Source organism: Chryseobacterium sp. 2VB (genome assembly GCF_005503635.1).
In the GTDB taxonomy this organism is placed as follows: domain Bacteria; phylum Bacteroidota; class Bacteroidia; order Flavobacteriales; family Weeksellaceae; genus Chryseobacterium; species Chryseobacterium cupriresistens.
The window spans coordinates 13,563-31,473 of record NZ_SCNC01000031.1 but is presented as its reverse complement, the minus strand read 5'-3'; the positions used below and the strand labels follow the sequence as shown (position 1 = coordinate 31,473).

18 protein-coding genes are annotated in these 17,911 nt (G+C 37.8%); 13 read left to right on the top strand and 5 right to left on the bottom strand.

The genetic code is table 11. The annotated features are described in order from the left end of the window. Window positions 1–94 precede the first annotated feature (94 nt). From FFS26_RS20225 to FFS26_RS20180, 10 genes are all read left to right on the top strand, one after another. Window positions 95–1,216, top strand: a complete 1,122-nt coding sequence (locus FFS26_RS20225; protein ID WP_137905972.1) for an alpha/beta hydrolase — start codon at window positions 95–97, stop codon at window positions 1,214–1,216. 90 nt (window positions 1,217–1,306) lie between these two features. Beyond that, window positions 1,307–2,722, top strand: a complete 1,416-nt coding sequence (locus FFS26_RS20220; protein ID WP_137905958.1) for a leucyl aminopeptidase family protein — start codon at window positions 1,307–1,309, stop codon at window positions 2,720–2,722. A 141-nt stretch (window positions 2,723–2,863) separates the two neighbouring features. Beyond that, window positions 2,864–4,078: an acetyl-CoA carboxylase biotin carboxylase subunit family protein gene (locus FFS26_RS20215; protein WP_137905957.1), complete on the top strand. Its 1,215-nt coding sequence runs from the start codon at window positions 2,864–2,866 to the stop codon at window positions 4,076–4,078. A gap of 2 nt (window positions 4,079–4,080) precedes the next feature. Next, a complete protein-coding gene (locus tag FFS26_RS20210; protein ID WP_110010302.1) occupies window positions 4,081–4,359 on the top strand; it encodes a hypothetical protein in 279 nt (92 codons plus the stop codon). Window positions 4,360–4,386: 27 nt separating this feature from the next. Then, on the top strand, window positions 4,387–5,100 hold the full coding sequence (locus FFS26_RS20205; RefSeq protein WP_137905956.1) for an alpha/beta hydrolase-fold protein: 714 nt from the start codon (window positions 4,387–4,389) through the stop codon (window positions 5,098–5,100). A gap of 53 nt (window positions 5,101–5,153) precedes the next feature. Next, window positions 5,154–6,107 carry a RimK family alpha-L-glutamate ligase gene (locus FFS26_RS20200; RefSeq protein WP_079241894.1) on the top strand — a complete coding sequence of 318 codons (954 nt, stop codon included), beginning with the start codon at window positions 5,154–5,156 and terminating at the stop codon, window positions 6,105–6,107. Between the two features lie 32 nt (window positions 6,108–6,139). Continuing rightward, a complete protein-coding gene (locus tag FFS26_RS20195) occupies window positions 6,140–7,261 on the top strand; it encodes a carboxylate-amine ligase (RefSeq protein WP_137905955.1) in 1,122 nt (373 codons plus the stop codon). A gap of 32 nt (window positions 7,262–7,293) precedes the next feature. After that, window positions 7,294–8,127, top strand: a complete 834-nt coding sequence (locus FFS26_RS20190; protein ID WP_137905954.1) for a type 1 glutamine amidotransferase — start codon at window positions 7,294–7,296, stop codon at window positions 8,125–8,127. Between the two features lie 227 nt (window positions 8,128–8,354). Beyond that, complete coding sequence (locus FFS26_RS20185) at window positions 8,355–9,533, top strand: hypothetical protein (protein WP_137905953.1); 1,179 nt, start codon at window positions 8,355–8,357, stop codon at window positions 9,531–9,533. Window positions 9,534–9,556: 23 nt separating this feature from the next. Then, complete coding sequence (locus FFS26_RS20180; RefSeq protein WP_137905952.1) at window positions 9,557–10,015, top strand: hypothetical protein; 459 nt, start codon at window positions 9,557–9,559, stop codon at window positions 10,013–10,015. Window positions 10,016–10,200: 185 nt separating this feature from the next. Here the strand turns inward: FFS26_RS20180 and FFS26_RS20175 are convergent, their stop codons facing one another. The 3 genes from FFS26_RS20175 to cphA all read right to left on the bottom strand — a co-directional run bounded on the left by FFS26_RS20175 (window position 10,201) and on the right by cphA (window position 13,842). Next, window positions 10,201–10,620, bottom strand: coding sequence for an N-acetylmuramoyl-L-alanine amidase (locus tag FFS26_RS20175; protein WP_171006362.1), 420 nt, complete (start codon window positions 10,618–10,620; stop codon window positions 10,201–10,203). A gap of 270 nt (window positions 10,621–10,890) precedes the next feature. Then, a complete protein-coding gene (locus FFS26_RS22660) occupies window positions 10,891–11,040 on the bottom strand; it encodes a bacteriocin-like protein (RefSeq protein ID WP_171006361.1) in 150 nt (49 codons plus the stop codon). A gap of 171 nt (window positions 11,041–11,211) precedes the next feature. Next, the gene (gene cphA / locus FFS26_RS20170) at window positions 11,212–13,842 is read right to left on the bottom strand and encodes a cyanophycin synthetase (RefSeq protein ID WP_137905950.1); all 2,631 of its coding nucleotides are present in this window, start codon (window positions 13,840–13,842) and stop codon (window positions 11,212–11,214) included. A 201-nt stretch (window positions 13,843–14,043) separates the two neighbouring features. Here cphA and FFS26_RS20165 point away from each other — a divergent pair, with 201 nt between their 5' ends. From FFS26_RS20165 to FFS26_RS20155, 3 genes are all read left to right on the top strand, one after another. Next, entirely contained in the window at window positions 14,044–14,931 is an 888-nt protein-coding gene (locus FFS26_RS20165) for a cyanophycinase (protein WP_002979057.1), read from the top strand. 289 nt (window positions 14,932–15,220) lie between these two features. Next, complete coding sequence (locus FFS26_RS20160) at window positions 15,221–16,063, top strand: isoaspartyl peptidase/L-asparaginase (RefSeq protein ID WP_110010930.1); 843 nt, start codon at window positions 15,221–15,223, stop codon at window positions 16,061–16,063. Between the two features lie 99 nt (window positions 16,064–16,162). After that, entirely contained in the window at window positions 16,163–16,399 is a 237-nt protein-coding gene (locus FFS26_RS20155; protein ID WP_110010931.1) for a YtxH domain-containing protein, read from the top strand. A gap of 92 nt (window positions 16,400–16,491) precedes the next feature. Here FFS26_RS20155 and FFS26_RS20150 read toward each other — a convergent pair whose 3' ends face one another. Then, window positions 16,492–17,283 carry a class I SAM-dependent methyltransferase gene (locus FFS26_RS20150; protein WP_137905949.1) on the bottom strand — a complete coding sequence of 264 codons (792 nt, stop codon included), beginning with the start codon at window positions 17,281–17,283 and terminating at the stop codon, window positions 16,492–16,494. A 60-nt stretch (window positions 17,284–17,343) separates the two neighbouring features. Then, a complete protein-coding gene (locus FFS26_RS20145) occupies window positions 17,344–17,880 on the bottom strand; it encodes a PH domain-containing protein (protein WP_137905948.1) in 537 nt (178 codons plus the stop codon). Window positions 17,881–17,911 lie beyond the last annotated feature (31 nt).

Sequence of the window (17,911 nt, the reverse complement as noted above, 5' to 3'; positions counted from 1 at the left end):
ATCTATCAAATATATCATTTTTTAACTCACATTTTTATGATTTCAAAACAATCTTTTTTTATAAATTTAACATCAATATTATTAAACACCTATGATGAGGTTTGAACTTTATACAGCAGAAATAGATGACAGGCCGGTATTTATCACCGGAAATTTCAATAGCTGGAATCCCAAAGATTATAATTTCCAGCTTAAACAAATTGATCCTTCCGGTTATTTTATAGAAATCGAAGATCAGCTTCTTCCTGATGATATTGAATACAAATTCACAAAAGGAGGCTGGGAAAACGTAGAACTGGATCAATATGGAAATATCACTCCCAACCGGAAAGCGAAAAAATCTGCTGGTAAAACGTCCGACTCTGTAGACAAATGGAGACTGAACTGGGGACCGTTCAAAGAAGAATATTATCCTATAGCAGAAGTTATTTCCGAAAATTTTTACATTCCGCAGCTTGATCGTTACCGCAAGGTTTGGGCACTGCTTCCCTACGACTATCACAACACAGAGAAACGGTACCCTGTTTTATATCTTCAGGATGCACAAAATCTTTTCAATGAAGGAAGCGGTTTCGGGAATTGGGAAATCGACAAAAAATTATCCATCCTTGCTGAATACGGGCGCGGCGATCTTATCATCATTGCGATAGAACATGGCAGTGAGGAAAGAATCAAAGAATATATTTTTGATAATGATCATGTAGCCAACGGTTCTGAAGGAAAAAAGTACATCCGTTTTATTGCAGATACTTTAAAGCCTTTTGTGGACGAAAATTACAGAACTAAAAAAGACCGTGACAATACCGGAATCGGAGGCAGTTCATTGGGAGCATTGATCAGTATATACAGCGGATTTCTTTATCCTGAAGTGTACTCCAAACTACTGATATTCTCACCTTCTCTATGGGTAGAACCCAATAACAACTTTCCGATGATGAATTTCCGGGTTCCGTTTAAAACGAAGATCTATCTCTACGGCGGCGGCCAGGAAGGTTCTAAAATGGTCAAAAGAATTCATATTTTTGAAGAATATCTGAAAAGATGGGAAGAGAAAAAGCTTTTTGATTTTGAATTCAAAACCAATATCAATCCTGAAGGCACCCACAATGAGTTTTACTGGTCTCAGGAGTTCCCAAGGGCTATAGAATGGCTGTTCTATGACAACACAGAAAATCCTGTAGAAGTAAAACCACAACAAAAAAGCATCAGAAACTAAATGCATAAAACTGCTGCAGAAAATGTAAGCCGGACAGGGACAAAATGAAGGCGGCACTCTTTATGAATTTAGAAATTATAACATCTATTTATGAAACTAATCAATAAAAAAAACAAAAATTACACTCAGGTTTTCCAACTGTTTACGGAGGAAGAATGGACGAAAACCAGTAAAAATTTCAACAAAAACATTTCCAATTTTTTCACCGGAAAGAAATATGAAGTTTTTGTCAATGCTCATGAAGAAGGAATTACGTATTTCATTGGATTAGGAAAATCTGCCTTACAAAATTTTGAAATCCAGCAGGTGGCGGCTAAATTTTCACAGACACAGAAAGAAAAACTGCTGGCCGTACCTACATTAGCCCTTGCTGACTTCCTGAATGAAAAGCAGTTCGAAGAGTTTGTAAAAGGACTTTTAACAGGAACTTACAACTACCCTTTTGATAAAAAACACGCTTTCTGGAATACGAAATTTGAATTGCACTTTGAAAATTTAAGCCAGAAAAAATTAGATTATATCAGCCAAAAAGCAGAAGCTCTGATTAACGGGCAGTCTGCCTGCCAGGACTGGCTCAACAAACCAGCCAATCTTAAAAAACCGGATATCTTAAGCGCATACCTTAAAAATCTGGCTAAAAAATATGACTTAAAATATACTGCTTTTAACAGAAAGAAATGTGAAGAGCTTGGATTAGGCGCTTATCTTTCTGTGAACCAAGGAAGTGCTTACGATGCAGCCTTCACTATTTTAGAATATAAAACGACAGTAAAAAATGCCAAGACTTTCGGATTAGTAGGAAAATGTATTCTGTTTGACACCGGAGGAATATCAATAAAAAGCTCTGCCAACCTGCATTATATGAAATCTGACATGGGCGGAGCAACGGCTGTTTTGGGAACGTTAATCTATGCCGCAGAAATGCAGCTTCCGGTAAACATCGTCGCTGTTCTTCCTATTACTGATAATGCTGTTTCAGAAAAGGCTCTGCTTCCAAGTGATGTGATCACAGCCTACAACGGGAAAACGATTGAAGTACTTGATACTGACGCAGAAGGCAGATTAATTCTTGCAGATGGTTTGTCTTATCTTTCTAAAAACTACAAAACTGATTTCCTTATTGACCTGGCTACCTTAACGGGAAGCTCAGTGAGAATGTTCGGAGATACCTGTGCTGCTATGTTCTCCAATAATGAGGAGCTGAAAAACAACTTAATCAAAACCGGTGACCAGACCAATCAGAGGGTTTGGAATCTTCCTTTATGGGATGTTTGGAAAGATGATATCCAGTCTGATGTAGCGGATATAAAAAACATCTCTCTAAAGCCTGTGGGAGACTGTATTATTGCTGCAAAATTTTTAGAGCAATTCATTGAGAACCATCCTAAATGGGCGCACTTAGACATTGCAGGAGTAGCCTTTGGAAGTGTGGGCTATGCAAAAGAAAAAGCAGCAACAGGTTTTGGTGTTCAGCTCCTGGTGAATTTAATTGAAAATTATCACTAAAAATTAGTTTTTTACAAAAAAACTCTGTATAATTGATTAGTGGATTTTCAAAAACGCACAATATTTTATTTTTTGATATTAATAAAATAATATATAAATGCTTTTATTTTTGAAAATTCACTAAATCTTAAAAAACATTATATGGAGAAGAAAACTATTGTGTGTATTTCGTGCTATTACAAAGGCTACGATTTTATGGACGAAATGAAGAAGCTCGGCAATAAAATCATCCTTGTAACCTCCGAAAACCTCAAAGAAAAAAACTGGCCCTGGCACGCGATTGATGAAACATTCTATATGCCCGAGCTCAAGCCTTCCGTATGGAATCTAGAGCATCTCATTCAGGGATTTTCCCACCTGATGAAGACCAGAAAAGTAGATGCTGTGGTGGCTTTGGATGATTATGATGTTGAAAAAGCAGCGTTAATCAGAGAAACATTCCGTATTCCCGGTATGGGACAGACAACCCATCGGTATTTCAGAGATAAACTTGCCATGAGGCAAAAAGCAAAGGATTCCGGGATCAGCGTTCCTGAATTCACAGCTGTGTTCAATGATAACGAAGTGGATGAATTTACAGACCGCGTTCCTGCTCCATGGGTACTGAAACCCCGCTCCGAAGCATCAGCATCAGGAATTAAGAAAATAACCTCTAAAGAACAGCTTCTTGAAGCTCTGGAAATACTGGGAGAAGAACGTCATCTTTTTTTACTGGAAAGCTTTAAGCCGGGAGACGTTTACCATGTAGACAGCCTTACTTTTAATAAAAAAATTGTTTTTACTTCTGCTTCAAAATATCTTGCTCCTCCGATGCAGGTTTCTCACGAAGGCGGGGTTTTCAGATCCAAAACATTAGGAAGATATTCCGAGGAGTTTAAGGCACTGGAAGATATAAATGCCAGAGTTCTTTCCAACTTCGGACTTGTCAACGGAGCCACCCATACAGAATTTATCCGTGGAAAAGAAGACGGAAAATGGTACTTCCTTGAAACCTCATCCAGGGTTGGCGGCGCTCATATTCCGGATCTGGTTGAAGCATCAAGCGGGATCAATATCTGGAGAGAGTGGGCTAAAATTGAAGATGCTCTTCTTAGAGGTCATGATTACAGCGTTTCTCCGCCTACAGGGTATTATTCAGGCCTGATTGTAGCTCTGATTAAAGATAAAGAACCGGATTACAGCAGCTTTGAATGTGAAGAGGTTGTCAAATTTCTTCCCATAGATTATCATGTCGGAATTGTTTACAAATCCGGAGATGCCTCTGTTGTACAGGACAGGCTGGATTCTGCTGCTGAAATGATTCATGCGGATATGCTGAACATTCTGCCTCCGAAAGGTAATAAATTGAGTTCTTAACAATGAAACTTGACATTGACATTCAAAATGTTATTGAATTCATAATATACAGCCTACCCGAAGATTCCATCCTAAAATGTAATTTAGAGAACATAAGTCCCGGAAAATGGCACAGCAAAGCATATTATCAGTTCGTTGACTCAACTCATGCCAATACACCAGGATCAAAATGGATCTTTAAAGAAAATATAATCCTCGAACATCCGAAATTAGGAACACTCGTACTGGATATTTTAGAAAAAGATCAACTTGGAGGAATTGAATTTTATGAATTACTATAAAACCTAAATTAAAACTAAACAAGGAAAATGCCTCACATAGAACATACAGAGTATTATTCAAATATATTGGGAACAAGTCTCAAAGTAGAAGTGACCGGGCATTACGGCCATCCTATCATTATGTTCCCAACTTCCCAGGGACAATATACCCAGAATCATGATTTTCATCTTAACGGAAGTATCAACTGGTTTATAGAACAGGGAAAGGTAAAGCTTTACAATGTACAGACCATCGACAGCTGGAGTTTTTATGATGAAAAAATCTCGCCTCAGCAAAGAATAAGGAATTATGAACGGTATGTACAGTTCCTGGTCCAGGAATTCGTGCCTTATATCCAAAAGCTTCATAAAACACATCGTGTAGCAGTGGCCGGAGCCAGTTTCGGAGGCTATCATGCCGCTAATTTTGCTTTCAGATTTCCGGATTTGGTTTCTCATCTGTTTTGCCTTTCCGGCGCCTTCAGTATAAGGAATTTTATGGATGGCTACACTGATGATCTGGTATACTTCAACTGTCCAAGAGAGTTTGTAAGAAATGATGAAGCCTGGAAGTACAAACATATGCATATTGTACTGAGCACTTCTGATCAGGATATCTGCAAGGATAAAAATGTTGAAATGGCTGAAATCCTCAGGATAAAAGGCATAGATTTCTGGTACGATGAAAGAAAATGGATAGGCCACGACTGGCCGCTATGGAGAATGGTCTTCCCTACTTTTATAGGAGCCTTTTTCTCTTAAAGCAATAAAAAGACAAATAGAAAAAATATACACCCACCTTAAAAACAAAAATTATGACAAAAAAAGTAGGAATTCTTTTCGGTATGGAAGACACGTTTCCCTGGGCATTTATAGACAAAGTAAATGAAATGGGAGGTGGAGATATCATCGCTGAACCCGTTACTATTGATAAACTGGAACAGGGTGCAGATTATGGTTATGCAGTGATCATCGACAGAATTTCACAGGACGTTCCCTTTTACAGAGCTTATTTAAAAAATGCCGCCCTTAACGGCACTTATGTCATCAACAATCCATTCTGGTGGAGTGCTGATGAGAAGTTTTTCAACAATGCCCTGATGTCAAAACTGGGAATTCCGCTTCCTAAAACGGTTTTACTTCCATCACACGAAAGACCGGACAATACTTCAGAAACTTCCTTCAGGAACCTGAAATTTCCTCATGACTGGGAATATATCTTCAATTATGTAGGGTTTCCTGCCTATATGAAGCCTCATGATGGCGGCGGCTGGAAAAATGTGTACAGGGTAGAAAACCCGGATGATCTTTGGAACAAACTGGGAGAAACCGAGCAGCTGGTGATGATGGTACAGGAAGAAATTATCTTTGACGATTATTACAGAGTGTACTGTCTGGGCCAAAAATATGTCCACATTATGCCTTATGAGCCAAGAAATGCACCTCACTTGAGATACGCCACCACGCATCAGACCCAAGGTGAAGAACTTGAAAAATTACTGAAGACTATTCATGATTATACGATTAAAATGAATCAAGCTTTAGGATACGATTTCAACACCGTGGAATTTGCTGTAAGAGACGGTATTCCTTATGCGATTGATTTCTGCAACCCGGCTCCTGATGCAGACCGCAATTCTGTAGGAGAAGAAAACTTTGCATGGATCATAGAACATGCTGCCAAACTGGCTATTGAAAAAGCTAAAGAATATGTTCCGGGGAAACCTAACATTGCCTGGGGAACATTCGTGAAGGATTCCATTAAATAACATTGAAAAAGAAATTAAAAAACACAAAATAAATGCATCATCAGTTTACTATTGGGATTGAAGAAGAATATCAGATCATCGATGTGGAAAGCAGAGATCTGGTTTCTCACGTTTCAAAAATCATTGAAGGCGGCAAAGCGGTTTTAAGTGAAAACTTAAAGCACGAAATGCACGAATCCATGATTGAAATGGAAACGGGAATCTGCAAGAATATTCAGGAAGCCAGAGCTGAATTAACGAATTTAAGGCGTCATCTTATCAATATCGCCCATGAACAGGGACTTCGTGTTTCCGGAGGTGGCACTCACCCATTCTCTCACTGGTCTGAAAACAATATCACTCAGGGAGAAAGATACATTAAAATTGTTGATGATATGGGAGATGTAGCCCGTGAAAATCTTATTTTCGGACTGCATGTTCATATTGGAATTCCTAATCGTGAAGAAGGCGTAAGAATTCAGAATGTGATGAGATATTTCCTTCCTCACGTATACGCTCTTTCTACCAATTCACCTTTCTGGATCGGAAGATATACAGGTTTTAAATCGTACAGACAGGAAATTTTCGTCAAATTCCCAAGAACCGGGATTCCAAGTTATTTCAACTCTCTGGCAGAATTCGACAGTTATGTGGATCTTCTTGTAAAAACAGGAACCATCGACAATGCCAAGAAAATCTGGTGGGATTTACGCGTACATCCGTTCTATCCAACTATCGAATTCAGAATCTGTGACATGCCGTTAAGAATTGACGAAACCGTTTGTCTTGCGGCCATAATGCAGAGTCTTGTTGCCAAAATCTATAAACTGCATCAGCAAAATCTCAGCTTCAGAAGCTATAGAAGATTACTGCTGAACGAAAATAAATGGCGTGCCTCGAAAAGTGGTATCGAAGCCCATCTCATCGATTTTGGGAAAGAAGAATCCGTTCCTTATCCTCATTTATTGAAAGAGCTTTTAGAGTTTATTGATGATGTGGTAGATGATTTGGGATGTCGTAACGAAGTGGAATACGCCTGGAAAATCCTTGAAAACGGAACCGGTGCAGACCGGCAGCTTCAGATCTTTAAGGAAACAGGTGATCTGACGAAAGTAGTTGATTATATGATCTCTGAAACAGAATATGGCATCACCCATGGTGAACCTGCTTCATAATATTTTGGTAACTTTGCAAAAAATATGATGTAATGAAAGATATTCGAATTGCTCTGCTGGACATGAACAACAATCATGTGAATCAAGGTTTTAGAAATATTAAAGAAATTTCCGAAACTTTTCAGCAGAACTCTGAAGAAAATGTGGTGATCAAAACGTTTGATGTAAGGTATAAAGATGAAATGCCTGAAATAGGTGACTTTGATATTTTCATTTCTTCAGGCGGGCCTGGCAATCCACATCGTGAAGGTCTGGCCTGGGAAGACAGATTTGCCCATTTCCTAGATGCTGTTTTCGAGCATAATCAATACCATGAAGATAAAAAGTACCTTTTCCTGATCTGCCATTCATTCCAGCTGGCAAGTATCCACTGGAATCTGGGGAATATCTGCAAAAGAAGGTCTTATTCCTTCGGGGTAATGCCTGTTCATAAAACAGAGGAAGGTAAAGAAGAATTCTTATTCAAAAATCTTCAGGATCCTTTTTATGCGGTAGATTCGAGGGCCTACCAGTTTATTGAACCGGATCATGAGCGTTTTGAAGAACTGGGTATGACCATCATGGCCATTGAAAAATTCCGTCCTCATATCAACCTGGAAAGAGCGGTAATGGCCGTTCGTTTTTCGGAGGAGATATTCGGAACACAGTTTCACCCGGAAGCCAATCCTGAATCTCTGATCGAAAACCTGAAGGATGAAAAGAACAAGGAAGCCATGATCGAAAATTTCGGGATGGAAAAGTATCTTGAAACGATAGACAGAATAGACGATGAAGATAAAATCATTCTGACCAGACATCAGATTCTTCCGAGATTCCTTCAGTTTGCAAAAAAAAACATTTTGAAAGAAGCTGAATCTTTGGCTTAATCAATACAAACCACAAAAGTCACAAAAGGGATTTGGGTATTACAATCATAAAAGCTGTTGAAAAGAACACATAAGCTTTCTTGAAAATCAAAGATTTCCCAATTAAATAGGTATTTTATAAAAGTCTATTGTAAACTTTTATATTCTAAAAACTTTTGTGCCTTTTGTGGTAAAATCAAATTGGGCATAAACGTCCGGTTTCTTTACCATCACAAAAGAAAAAAAATATGATCCCAGAATACAGAAAACAGTTCAATCAGGAGTTTTCAGATGAAAAATACCATCAACTCAAAAATATACTGACTGAAAAAGGTGGAACAGCACCTGGTTTCAGAGTTTCAGAAAGTCCGATTTTTCTGACTAAAGAGTTTGAGAAAAAACTGATAGACGCCAGTGAAAGTATCATCAGCCAGATTAAAGCAATGCCGGCCGAACTCCTTCAAAAAGCCATTCCTGAAAACTGCAGGGTTCCCAATGATACCCATCAGCCTCATTTTTTCACCATAGATTTTGGAGTCTGCAAAAGTGAAGACGGAGCAATAGAACCTCAGCTGATAGAACTTCAGGCATTTCCTTCTTTGTATGCTTTTCAGAAAGTATATGAGGAAACGTATTGTGAAGTCTACCCTTTCCTTTCGGAGATCAGAAATCCTATGCCGCATGAAACTTTTAAAAACTATTTGAAGGAACTGATTGTAGGTGATGAACATCCTGAAAATGTAATCCTGCTTGAAATCTTTCCGGAAAGACAAAAAACGGCTATTGATTTTGCTTTGACCGAGAAACTGCTAGGCATCAAAACACTATGTCTGACGAAAGTAAAAAAACAGGGTAGAAAACTGTATTATGAAAATAATGGTAAGCTAACCGAAATCAAAAGAATCTACAACCGTGTGATATTTGATGAACTGGACAATATTCCGGATCTGCATACAGAATTCGATTTCCGCGAGGAAGTGGATGTAAAATGGATTACCCACCCAAACTGGTTCTTTAAAATTTCAAAATTCCTTTTGCCTTTATTACAACATCAGTTTGTTCCGAAAAGTTATTTTCTGCATGAATTTCCGGAAAATGAAAATCTGGATGATTTTGTACTGAAACCTTTATTTTCATTCGCCGGAAGCGGAGTTAATCTGAATCCGACAAAAGAAGTTACAGACTCTATTCAGGATAAGGAAAACTATATTTTGCAGAGAAAAGTCTATTATGAACCCATTTTTGAAGATATCAACGGAGATTTTTCAAAAGCAGAGATCCGTTTGTTGTATATTTGGCGGGAAAATGACGAACGCCCTATCCTATTGGAAAATCTGGGAAGAATGACTAAAGCCGCCATGGTGAATGTAGACTTCAATAAAAAAGACGCCATCTGGATTGGTAGTTCGAATGCTTTTTTCGGATAAAAAACTGATAAAACTAATACAACATGGCAGAAAAGCCAACCGCTTTTGCAGAATTTGAAAACCACACTTTAACACGGAGAAGAGATCTATTACCTGTCTGGATTAAAATTTTCCTATGGATCTTTTTAATCGGAGGCGCAGTAGCTGCGGGTTTATTGATAGCAGGGTCTCTGATCACTCAAACCTCTTTATCATTATACGGGATGAATGCCAATCATCCGTATTCAATGACCGGACTTTTGATCTGTGTCTTGTTTTTATTTAAAGGGATTGTAGCATACGGACTTTGGTTTGAACAAAAATGGGCGCCACAGGCTGCCATAGCAGATGCCATTATCGGGATTGCTGTCTGCCTTATTATGATGGCCATTATCCCGTTTATGTACCCATCAATCAGCTTTACCCTCAGGTTAGAACTTATTCCTTTGTATTTTTACCTAAAAAAAATGCAGAGTATAAAAACAACCTGGGAAAATTTATAGAAACAAACCTCCGAAATTCCGGAGGTTTTATTTTTTACTCTTGAAGTCCTCTCCAAATCATAAAAAATCCTCCTACAAAGGAGGAAAAAATTGACATGTATGCTGTGTTTTCACAAACATCGTAAATATACAAATTGACTAGAGGCATACTCTACGGGAAACCGTAATGATTGATTTTTAATTCTTCAACTTACTAATAACCCAGAATACTCTCTCTTAGCATCAAAACTAGGGCAGGCTTTATGAACATTGGGAAAATCTCTATGCCCCTGAATTGTAGCTTTAGGAAATTTTGATTTTAATTCTCTTAAGAGCTTTATCATAGATTTTTTTTGTTCTTCCGTTCTTGTATCTTTTGGATGTTTGTTTTTATCAATGCCTCCAATGTATGATATATTGATTATTTGGGAATTCCACCCTGCAACGCCATTGGATACCTGATCAATGGGCAACGTGTTTACTATTTTTCCATCAGCTTTTATCATATAGTGATAACCAGGATTTTTCCATTTCAGGTTTTCCTTCCAATACCTTTTAATGCTATCTATTGTAACATCTGGTTGTGTGGCTGTACAATGTATAACGATGTAATTAATTGTTCTCATGGATTTCAGTTTAATTATTGTTGAGCAAAATTAAATCTGTAACTCCCAAAATAATGAGGGAAAAACACCCTATTTACATTGCTGTGATTAATTCCTTTAAGCGTTTATAACAACTTAAAAACAAACCTCCAAAATTTTAGAGGTTTGCTTTTTTATTTATTCTTTTGATTTTCAACAAATTGAACTTATTTTAAAAAGTATAATCTGGGGAAGAAACTCAAAAAGCCTTAAGAACAGTAACAAAAAATCCCTCACAGTGAGGGATAATTTTTATAATTCCGGACATGCCATCTGATTGTCATGAGGAATGCATACCTTTTCATTCCATGGCACCGGACAATCATGAAAGCCTGGAGGGCAGCCTCCTTTTCCGTTGATACTTCTTAATTTCTCCTTAGAGATTTTCTTTAAATTTTTCATGGTTTTGATTTTAGTTTAGAAATTAAATATATAAAATATTCTCCAATAAGAGATTTAACATAAAAAAATAATCGTTATTGTTTCTGTAAGCAAAAAAATAACAATAGATAAAAAAATTGCAATACGTTTTCATTCCGTATTGCAATTGTCATAAGTTTTATAAGGATGTATTTATATGTTTTTATCGTCTTCCAGCAATTCCTTGGCCTGATATTCCTGAACCAGATCAATAGCATTGGAAATAACATCACTTAAAGCCGTGATAAATGTTCCTTCTTCTGCCATTCCTATCGCATGCTTTAAAGCTTCAATTTCTTTAGGAATGATCTCATAACTGACATCTCTTCCTGCAGAATTAATCCCATCAATAATCAATCCGTTGATTTCATCTTCCGTTCTTCCGCGAAGGTGCTTTTCGTTTCGGATGATAATATAATCGAACATTCTTCCGGCAATTTTTCCGCATTCTCTGATATCGTTATCTCTACGGTCTCCGACACCGGAAATAATACCGATCTTTTTTGTAGATTCTACATTTCTAAGATAATCTTCTATGGCTTCGTATCCTGAAGGATTGTGGGCAAAGTCGATCAGCACCTTAAAGTTTTTGAACTTAAAGACATTCAGTCTTCCTGGAGTAAGCTGGGCACTTGGAATAAAGGTTCTTAATGAATTGGAAATATCCTCAATTCCAAATCCGTAAAGGTAACTTGCCAAACTGGCTGCCAATACGTTTTCAATCATGAACCTGGCCTTTCCTTCCATCGTAATCGGGAAGTCTTTGGCTTTTCCTATTCTGATTTTCCAGTCACCTTTTTTGATGGTTACAAAACCTTCTTCATACACGCAGGTGATCTTTCCTTCTTTGGCAAATTTTACAATATGCGGATTGTTTTCATCCATACTGAAAATCGCCACATTAGAATCGAGATCATTCACAATCTTCATGGAGTATTCATTATCTGCATTCAACACACTCCAGCCGCTTTTTTTGACACTATCCAGTACAACACGCTTTACCTTGGTAAGATCTTTTAAACTGTGAATATCGTTCATTCCCAGGTGATCTTCCTCGATATTAGTCAAAACTCCGATATCACATTGAGAAAAACCAAGACCGGAACGTAAAATACCGCCTCTTGCGGTTTCCAGCACTGCAAATTCTACGGTAGGATCTTTTAAGATAAACTCTGCAGAAAGCGGCCCTGTAGTATCTCCTTTTGACAGCATGGTATTTTGAATATAAATTCCGTCCGAAGTTGTAAATCCTACTCTGTAGCCATTACTTTTTACAATATGAGAAATAAGTCTTGTCGTGGTTGTTTTTCCATTGGTTCCTGTTACTGCAATGATGGGAATGGTAAATGGTTTCCCCTGAGGATAGAGCATATCAACCACCGGAGCAGCTACGTTTCTTGGTAAGCCTTCACTTGGAGCAAGATGCATTCTGAATCCAGGCGCAGCGTTTACTTCAATAATAGCTCCGCCGCTCTCCTTTAAAGGCTGGGTAAGGTTTTCTGCCATCACGTCAATCCCGCAGACATCCAATCCAATAATTTTAGAAATTCTTTCAGCCATTGTGATATTTTCCGGGTGTACCATATCTGTTACATCGATGGACGTTCCTCCGGTTGAAAGATTGGCTGTTGATTTCAGGTAAACCACTTCTCCCCTTTGAGGAACCGTTTCCAGCGTGTACTGAAGCTTATCCAGTAATTCTAAAGTGTCTTTATCCACTTCAATTTCAGTAAGGACATTTTCATGGCCATAGCCTCTTCTAGGGTCTTTGTTTTCTTTTTCAATAAGCTGCTGAAGGTTCAGTTCTCCATCGCCTACAACATGGGCAGGAACTCTCCTTGCAGCGGCCACCATTTTATTATTGATCACCAGTATACGGAAGTCGTAACCTGTGATATATTTCTCAACAATTACTTTTCTTGAATATTTCTGAGCATGTTCAAGGCCTATTTTAGCAGCATCCCAATCGTTGACATTAATGGAAGAGCCTTTTCCATGGTTTCCATCCAAAGGTTTTAAAACAATGGGATACCCAATTTTTCTGATGACTGCATTTAAATCTTCTTCATCTGTTACCAAATCTCCAATCGGTACGGGAATAGCTGCATCATGAAGCATTCTCTTTGTTAATTCTTTATTACATGCGATATCAACAGCAATAGAACTGGTGTTCCCGGTAATGGTAGCCTGAAATCTTTGCTGGTTCACACCATAACCAAGCTGTACCAATGAGTTTGTGCCCAGCCTGATCCATGGGATTCTTCTGGATGCCGCTTCTTCTACAATACTTCCTGTGGAAGGTCCTAAACGAACGCGTTCCCTGATTTCTTTTAATCTATGGATACAAGCATTCAAATCATAATCTTTGCCTTCAATCAGTGCTTCTGCAATTTTTACAGATTCTTCTGCCGCAAAGATCCCAGCATTTTCTTCGATATAATTGAATACTACATTATATACTCCCGGAGTTTTTGTTTCACGGGTTCTTCCAAACCCCACATCCATTCCTGCCAGGGTTTGTATTTCCAAAGCGATATGCTCAATGACATGTCCCATCCAGGTTCCTGTTTCCACTCTATGGAAAAAACCTCCCTCCACTCCTTCCGAGCATCGGTGCGTTATCAATGATGGGATTAATTTTTCAATCCTTTCCCGGAATCCCTCAATTTTGTTGGTAGGATAATTCTCCATTTCTTCTAAATCCAACCTCATCTGTATCAGCTTCTTTCTTCTGATGCTCCAGATGTTAGGACCTCTTAGTGCCTGAATCTTTTCGATTTTCATAGTCTATTGGCATTTTAACAGTTAACAATAACTCCTTTCATAGCCAAAGATAATGTAAAACCCTAAACGAAACTATACCACATTTAAAGATTCATTAAAAAAAAATTAATTTTAATTAACATTCCTAAAACATTAAAAATCAACTAAAGATGGCATGAAATTGGCCAAAGAATGTGAATTATTTTTTAATTTTGCACAATGATGAAACCTGTTGGAAAATTAATAGTTATCGGAGGCGCTGTAAACAAAGGAAGTTTTGCTGAAACCGATTATGATCAGAATATAGAAAAGAATCTTAATTTTTTTGAGCGTGGGATCCTGCGAAAGATTATCAACGAATCAAAACTAAAGGAAAATTCTGTCATTGAAATTGTAACAACTGCCTCTCAAATCCCTCAGATCGTAGGTTCCGAGTACAAAAAAGCATTCGAATTTCTTGGAGCTAAAAATGTAAATGTTCTGGACATCCACAACCGTGAGGAAGCCAATTCTGATGCAATGGTCGCAAGGGCCAACGCTGCCGATGTGATGATGTTCACCGGGGGAGATCAGCTGAGACTGACCTCTATTCTTGGAGGAACAAGATTTCATGATACGGTTTTATTAAAATACCAGGAACAGGATTTTATTTATTCCGGAACTTCTGCGGGTGCTGCAGCAGCTTCTGAAAATATGATCTATCAGGGAAGCAGTTCTGAAGCTTTATTGAAAGGAGAAATCAAAACTACTCAGGGATTGGGGCTAATCGATAATGTTATTATTGACACTCATTTTGTACAGCGGGGAAGAATAGGGCGTCTTTTCCAGGCGGTTGTCAACAATCCGAGAACGCTGGGAATCGGATTGGGTGAAGATACAGGACTTTTCATTCATAATGATGTAATGACTGCTGTAGGTTCAGGTCTTGTTATTCTGGTAGACGGAAGGTTTATCAAAGATACCAACCTTACCAATATCAACCTTGGAGAGCCGATTTCTATTGATAATTTAACAGTACATGTAATGTCTATGAATGATCATTATGATCTTACAACAAAAACGCTGACGATTGAGAATTCGCAGTTTAATCCTATTCCACAGGATAAATAGAACAACAAATACAGCTATACAAACGGGACCTTGGTTCCGTTTTTTATTTAACATTCATTTTAAGTTGGGCTAAAGCCAATGGATTTAAAACGTTTATTGTAAGGCGGGCTTTCTTCGTCTCCGCTCAGAATTATAGCCCATCCCTATTGATGTTGATATCCAGATGCATAATAGTTGCTTAACAACAACATCTTTTATCTTTTATCTTTTATCTTTTATCTTTTATCTTTTATCTTTTATTAATTAACTTCGTAAAAGAAATCATTTATCAACCATCATCTATAATTTTATGAAAGTAATTATCCACGGCGGTTTTTTCTCTGAAAGCGATCAAAGTCATGAAGTAAAAACAGCAAAACAGGAGTCATTAAAACAAATTGCTCAAAAGGCATTCGATTATCTTAAGACCCATTCGGCTTTTGATACTGTTGCTTATGCTGTTTCATTGCTGGAAGATGATCCGTTATACAATGCAGGAACAGGTTCTCAAATCCAGAGTGATGGTGTTATCCGTATGAGTGCTGCCATTATGAACGGAAATACCCAGAAGCTAAGCGGCGTAATTAACATTGAGAATGTACAAAACCCGATTTTTGTTGCTAAAGATCTTATAGGTGAAGATGACAGAGTCTTAGGGGGAAATGGTGCTAAAATCTATGCTACGGAAAATGGTTTTGAAAATTTTTCTACAGAAATTCCCCAGAGAAGAAAAGAATATGAAGCTAAATTAGCCAACGGAGGTAAAGGAACTGTAGGCTGTGTTGCAATTGATCATGAAGGAAAACTGGCTGCTGCCACATCTACCGGAGGTAAAGGCTTCGAGATTCCCGGAAGAATTTCAGATTCTGCCACAGTGGCCGGAAATTATGCCAATGCTTTCTGTGCGGTAAGTTGTACCGGGGTTGGTGAAGATATTGTCAGCAATGCTACGGCTGCAAAAATTGTAACAAGAGTTACGGATGGAATGAGCCTTCAGCAGGCTTTCGATAAAACATTTGAGGAGCTTAAAACCATTGATGGGTTTGCAGGCGCCATCGCCATTGATAAAGATGGAAATGTACATCATCAGGATTCGTATCCTACTATGGTTTTCGCCAGTTTTGATGGTGAAAAACTTGAAGTCTTTTCCTAAATTTAACATTTATTTATAAGTCCATTTATTTTTTTGGCACGTATTTTACATTATTCATAATAACAAATTTTAATATTAATACTTAAAAAAATAGAAATCATGGGAAACAAGACAAAAGGCTTATTAGCTTTACTAGGATTAGGTGCATTAGCTTACTGGAAATATAAGAATTCAAGCCCTGAAGATCAACAAGCGGTAAAAGATAAGATCAATACAGCTAAAGATAATCTTAACAAATGGGGAAATGACCTTAAGAGCAAAGCCAATGATGTTGCTTCCCAGGTTCAGAATAAAGTGGACGAAGCAAAAACAAAAGCTGAGGACTCCCTGAGCTAACAACACAGAGCAGTTTTTTTTAACATTCATATATAGGAAAAAGTCATCGTAATAGTAATTACGATGACTTTTTATTAGGATTAAAATAAATCTTATATTTTCTCTGCAATCAAAGCGAACACCAACGGTATTTTATTTCCGAACTGTGGAATTCTCCATTTTCCTTTTTCAAATTCATCTACATGTCTGAAGCACGGATAAGGTGACCAGTCAAATTCCTGAAAAGTCTCCAGCTTCAAACCTTTTTTCATTAAATTGTCCAGCACTTCTGCTAAGGAGTGGTTCCACATGACATACTCCTGTACAATAGGGGCAGACTGATCTGCATACGTTCCTTCATAGGTTTCAACAATCGGTTTTTCATTGAAGTAATTATATGCAACTTTTGTAAAGTCATCATCAAACATCCAGACGACAGGATGAAACTCTGCCATAATAAACTGCCCTCCCGGCTTCAGAAAATGATTGATAATTTCCGCCCATTTCTCAAGATCAGGAAGCCAGCCAATGGTACCGTAACTTGTATAAACGATGTCAAACTTATGATCCAGAACACTGGGCAGGTTATATACATCTGAACAGATAAATTCTGTGTCTGTACCGCATTTTTGTGCAAGTTCTCTGGCGGTATCAATCGCTTTATCAGAAAGGTCAATTCCGGTCACTTTTGCTCCCATTCTTGACAGGGAAATAGAATCCTGTCCGAAATGGCACTGCAAATGCAGAATACTTTTTCCTTTTATATCTCCAAGAAGCTCCAGCTCTATGGAGTTCAGCGAAGTTCTGCCTTTTAAGAACTCATCTACAAAGTAAAAATCCGATTTCAGATGAGGTTCTACTTTGGCATTCCATGATTTTTTATTAATTTCTAAGTAATTTTCCATTGCTTTAGTTTAAAAATGGGAGTTCCACCCATCAAGTAATTTCATTATTCAACACAATGATTACAATTTCTCCATTAATTTCTTTTTTTGATCCAGAAATTCTTCCTCACTTAGAACTCCGGATTCCTTTAATCTTCCCAATTGTTCCAGCTGATCTAAAATACTAGGTTCGGATTTACTCTGAAAATGTTGTTCCGGACGGGATATGAAATCTCTTACTTTTTCACAGAACAGTTCAGCATGGTACTTTCCTACTCCATCAATTTCTACCACGTCATCAGTCACCTGAATATCTATTGAAGCTAATAAAAATTCTGTTTCATATTGTATGGAGCTTATTTTGCTGTAAGAAAAGTCTTCTACTTTCAATCCGTACATGAACTCCTTATCTACAAAAATCAGTCTTCTGTCTGTGGCTACCAGGATGATATGATGGTTGTTCAGTTTATTTCTGCCTTCTACGAGATAGACAATTCTTTCGTCCGGTGAAAGGATATCCGGTAATTCACGAATTTCTTTCCGGGCAAATATGGTAGGGCTGATATCCAGTTTTTTAAGTTCTTCTTTTATTTCGTCAAGTCTTGATTTTTCACTCATAGCGTTAGTTTTTGGGTCTAAATTACTCTTT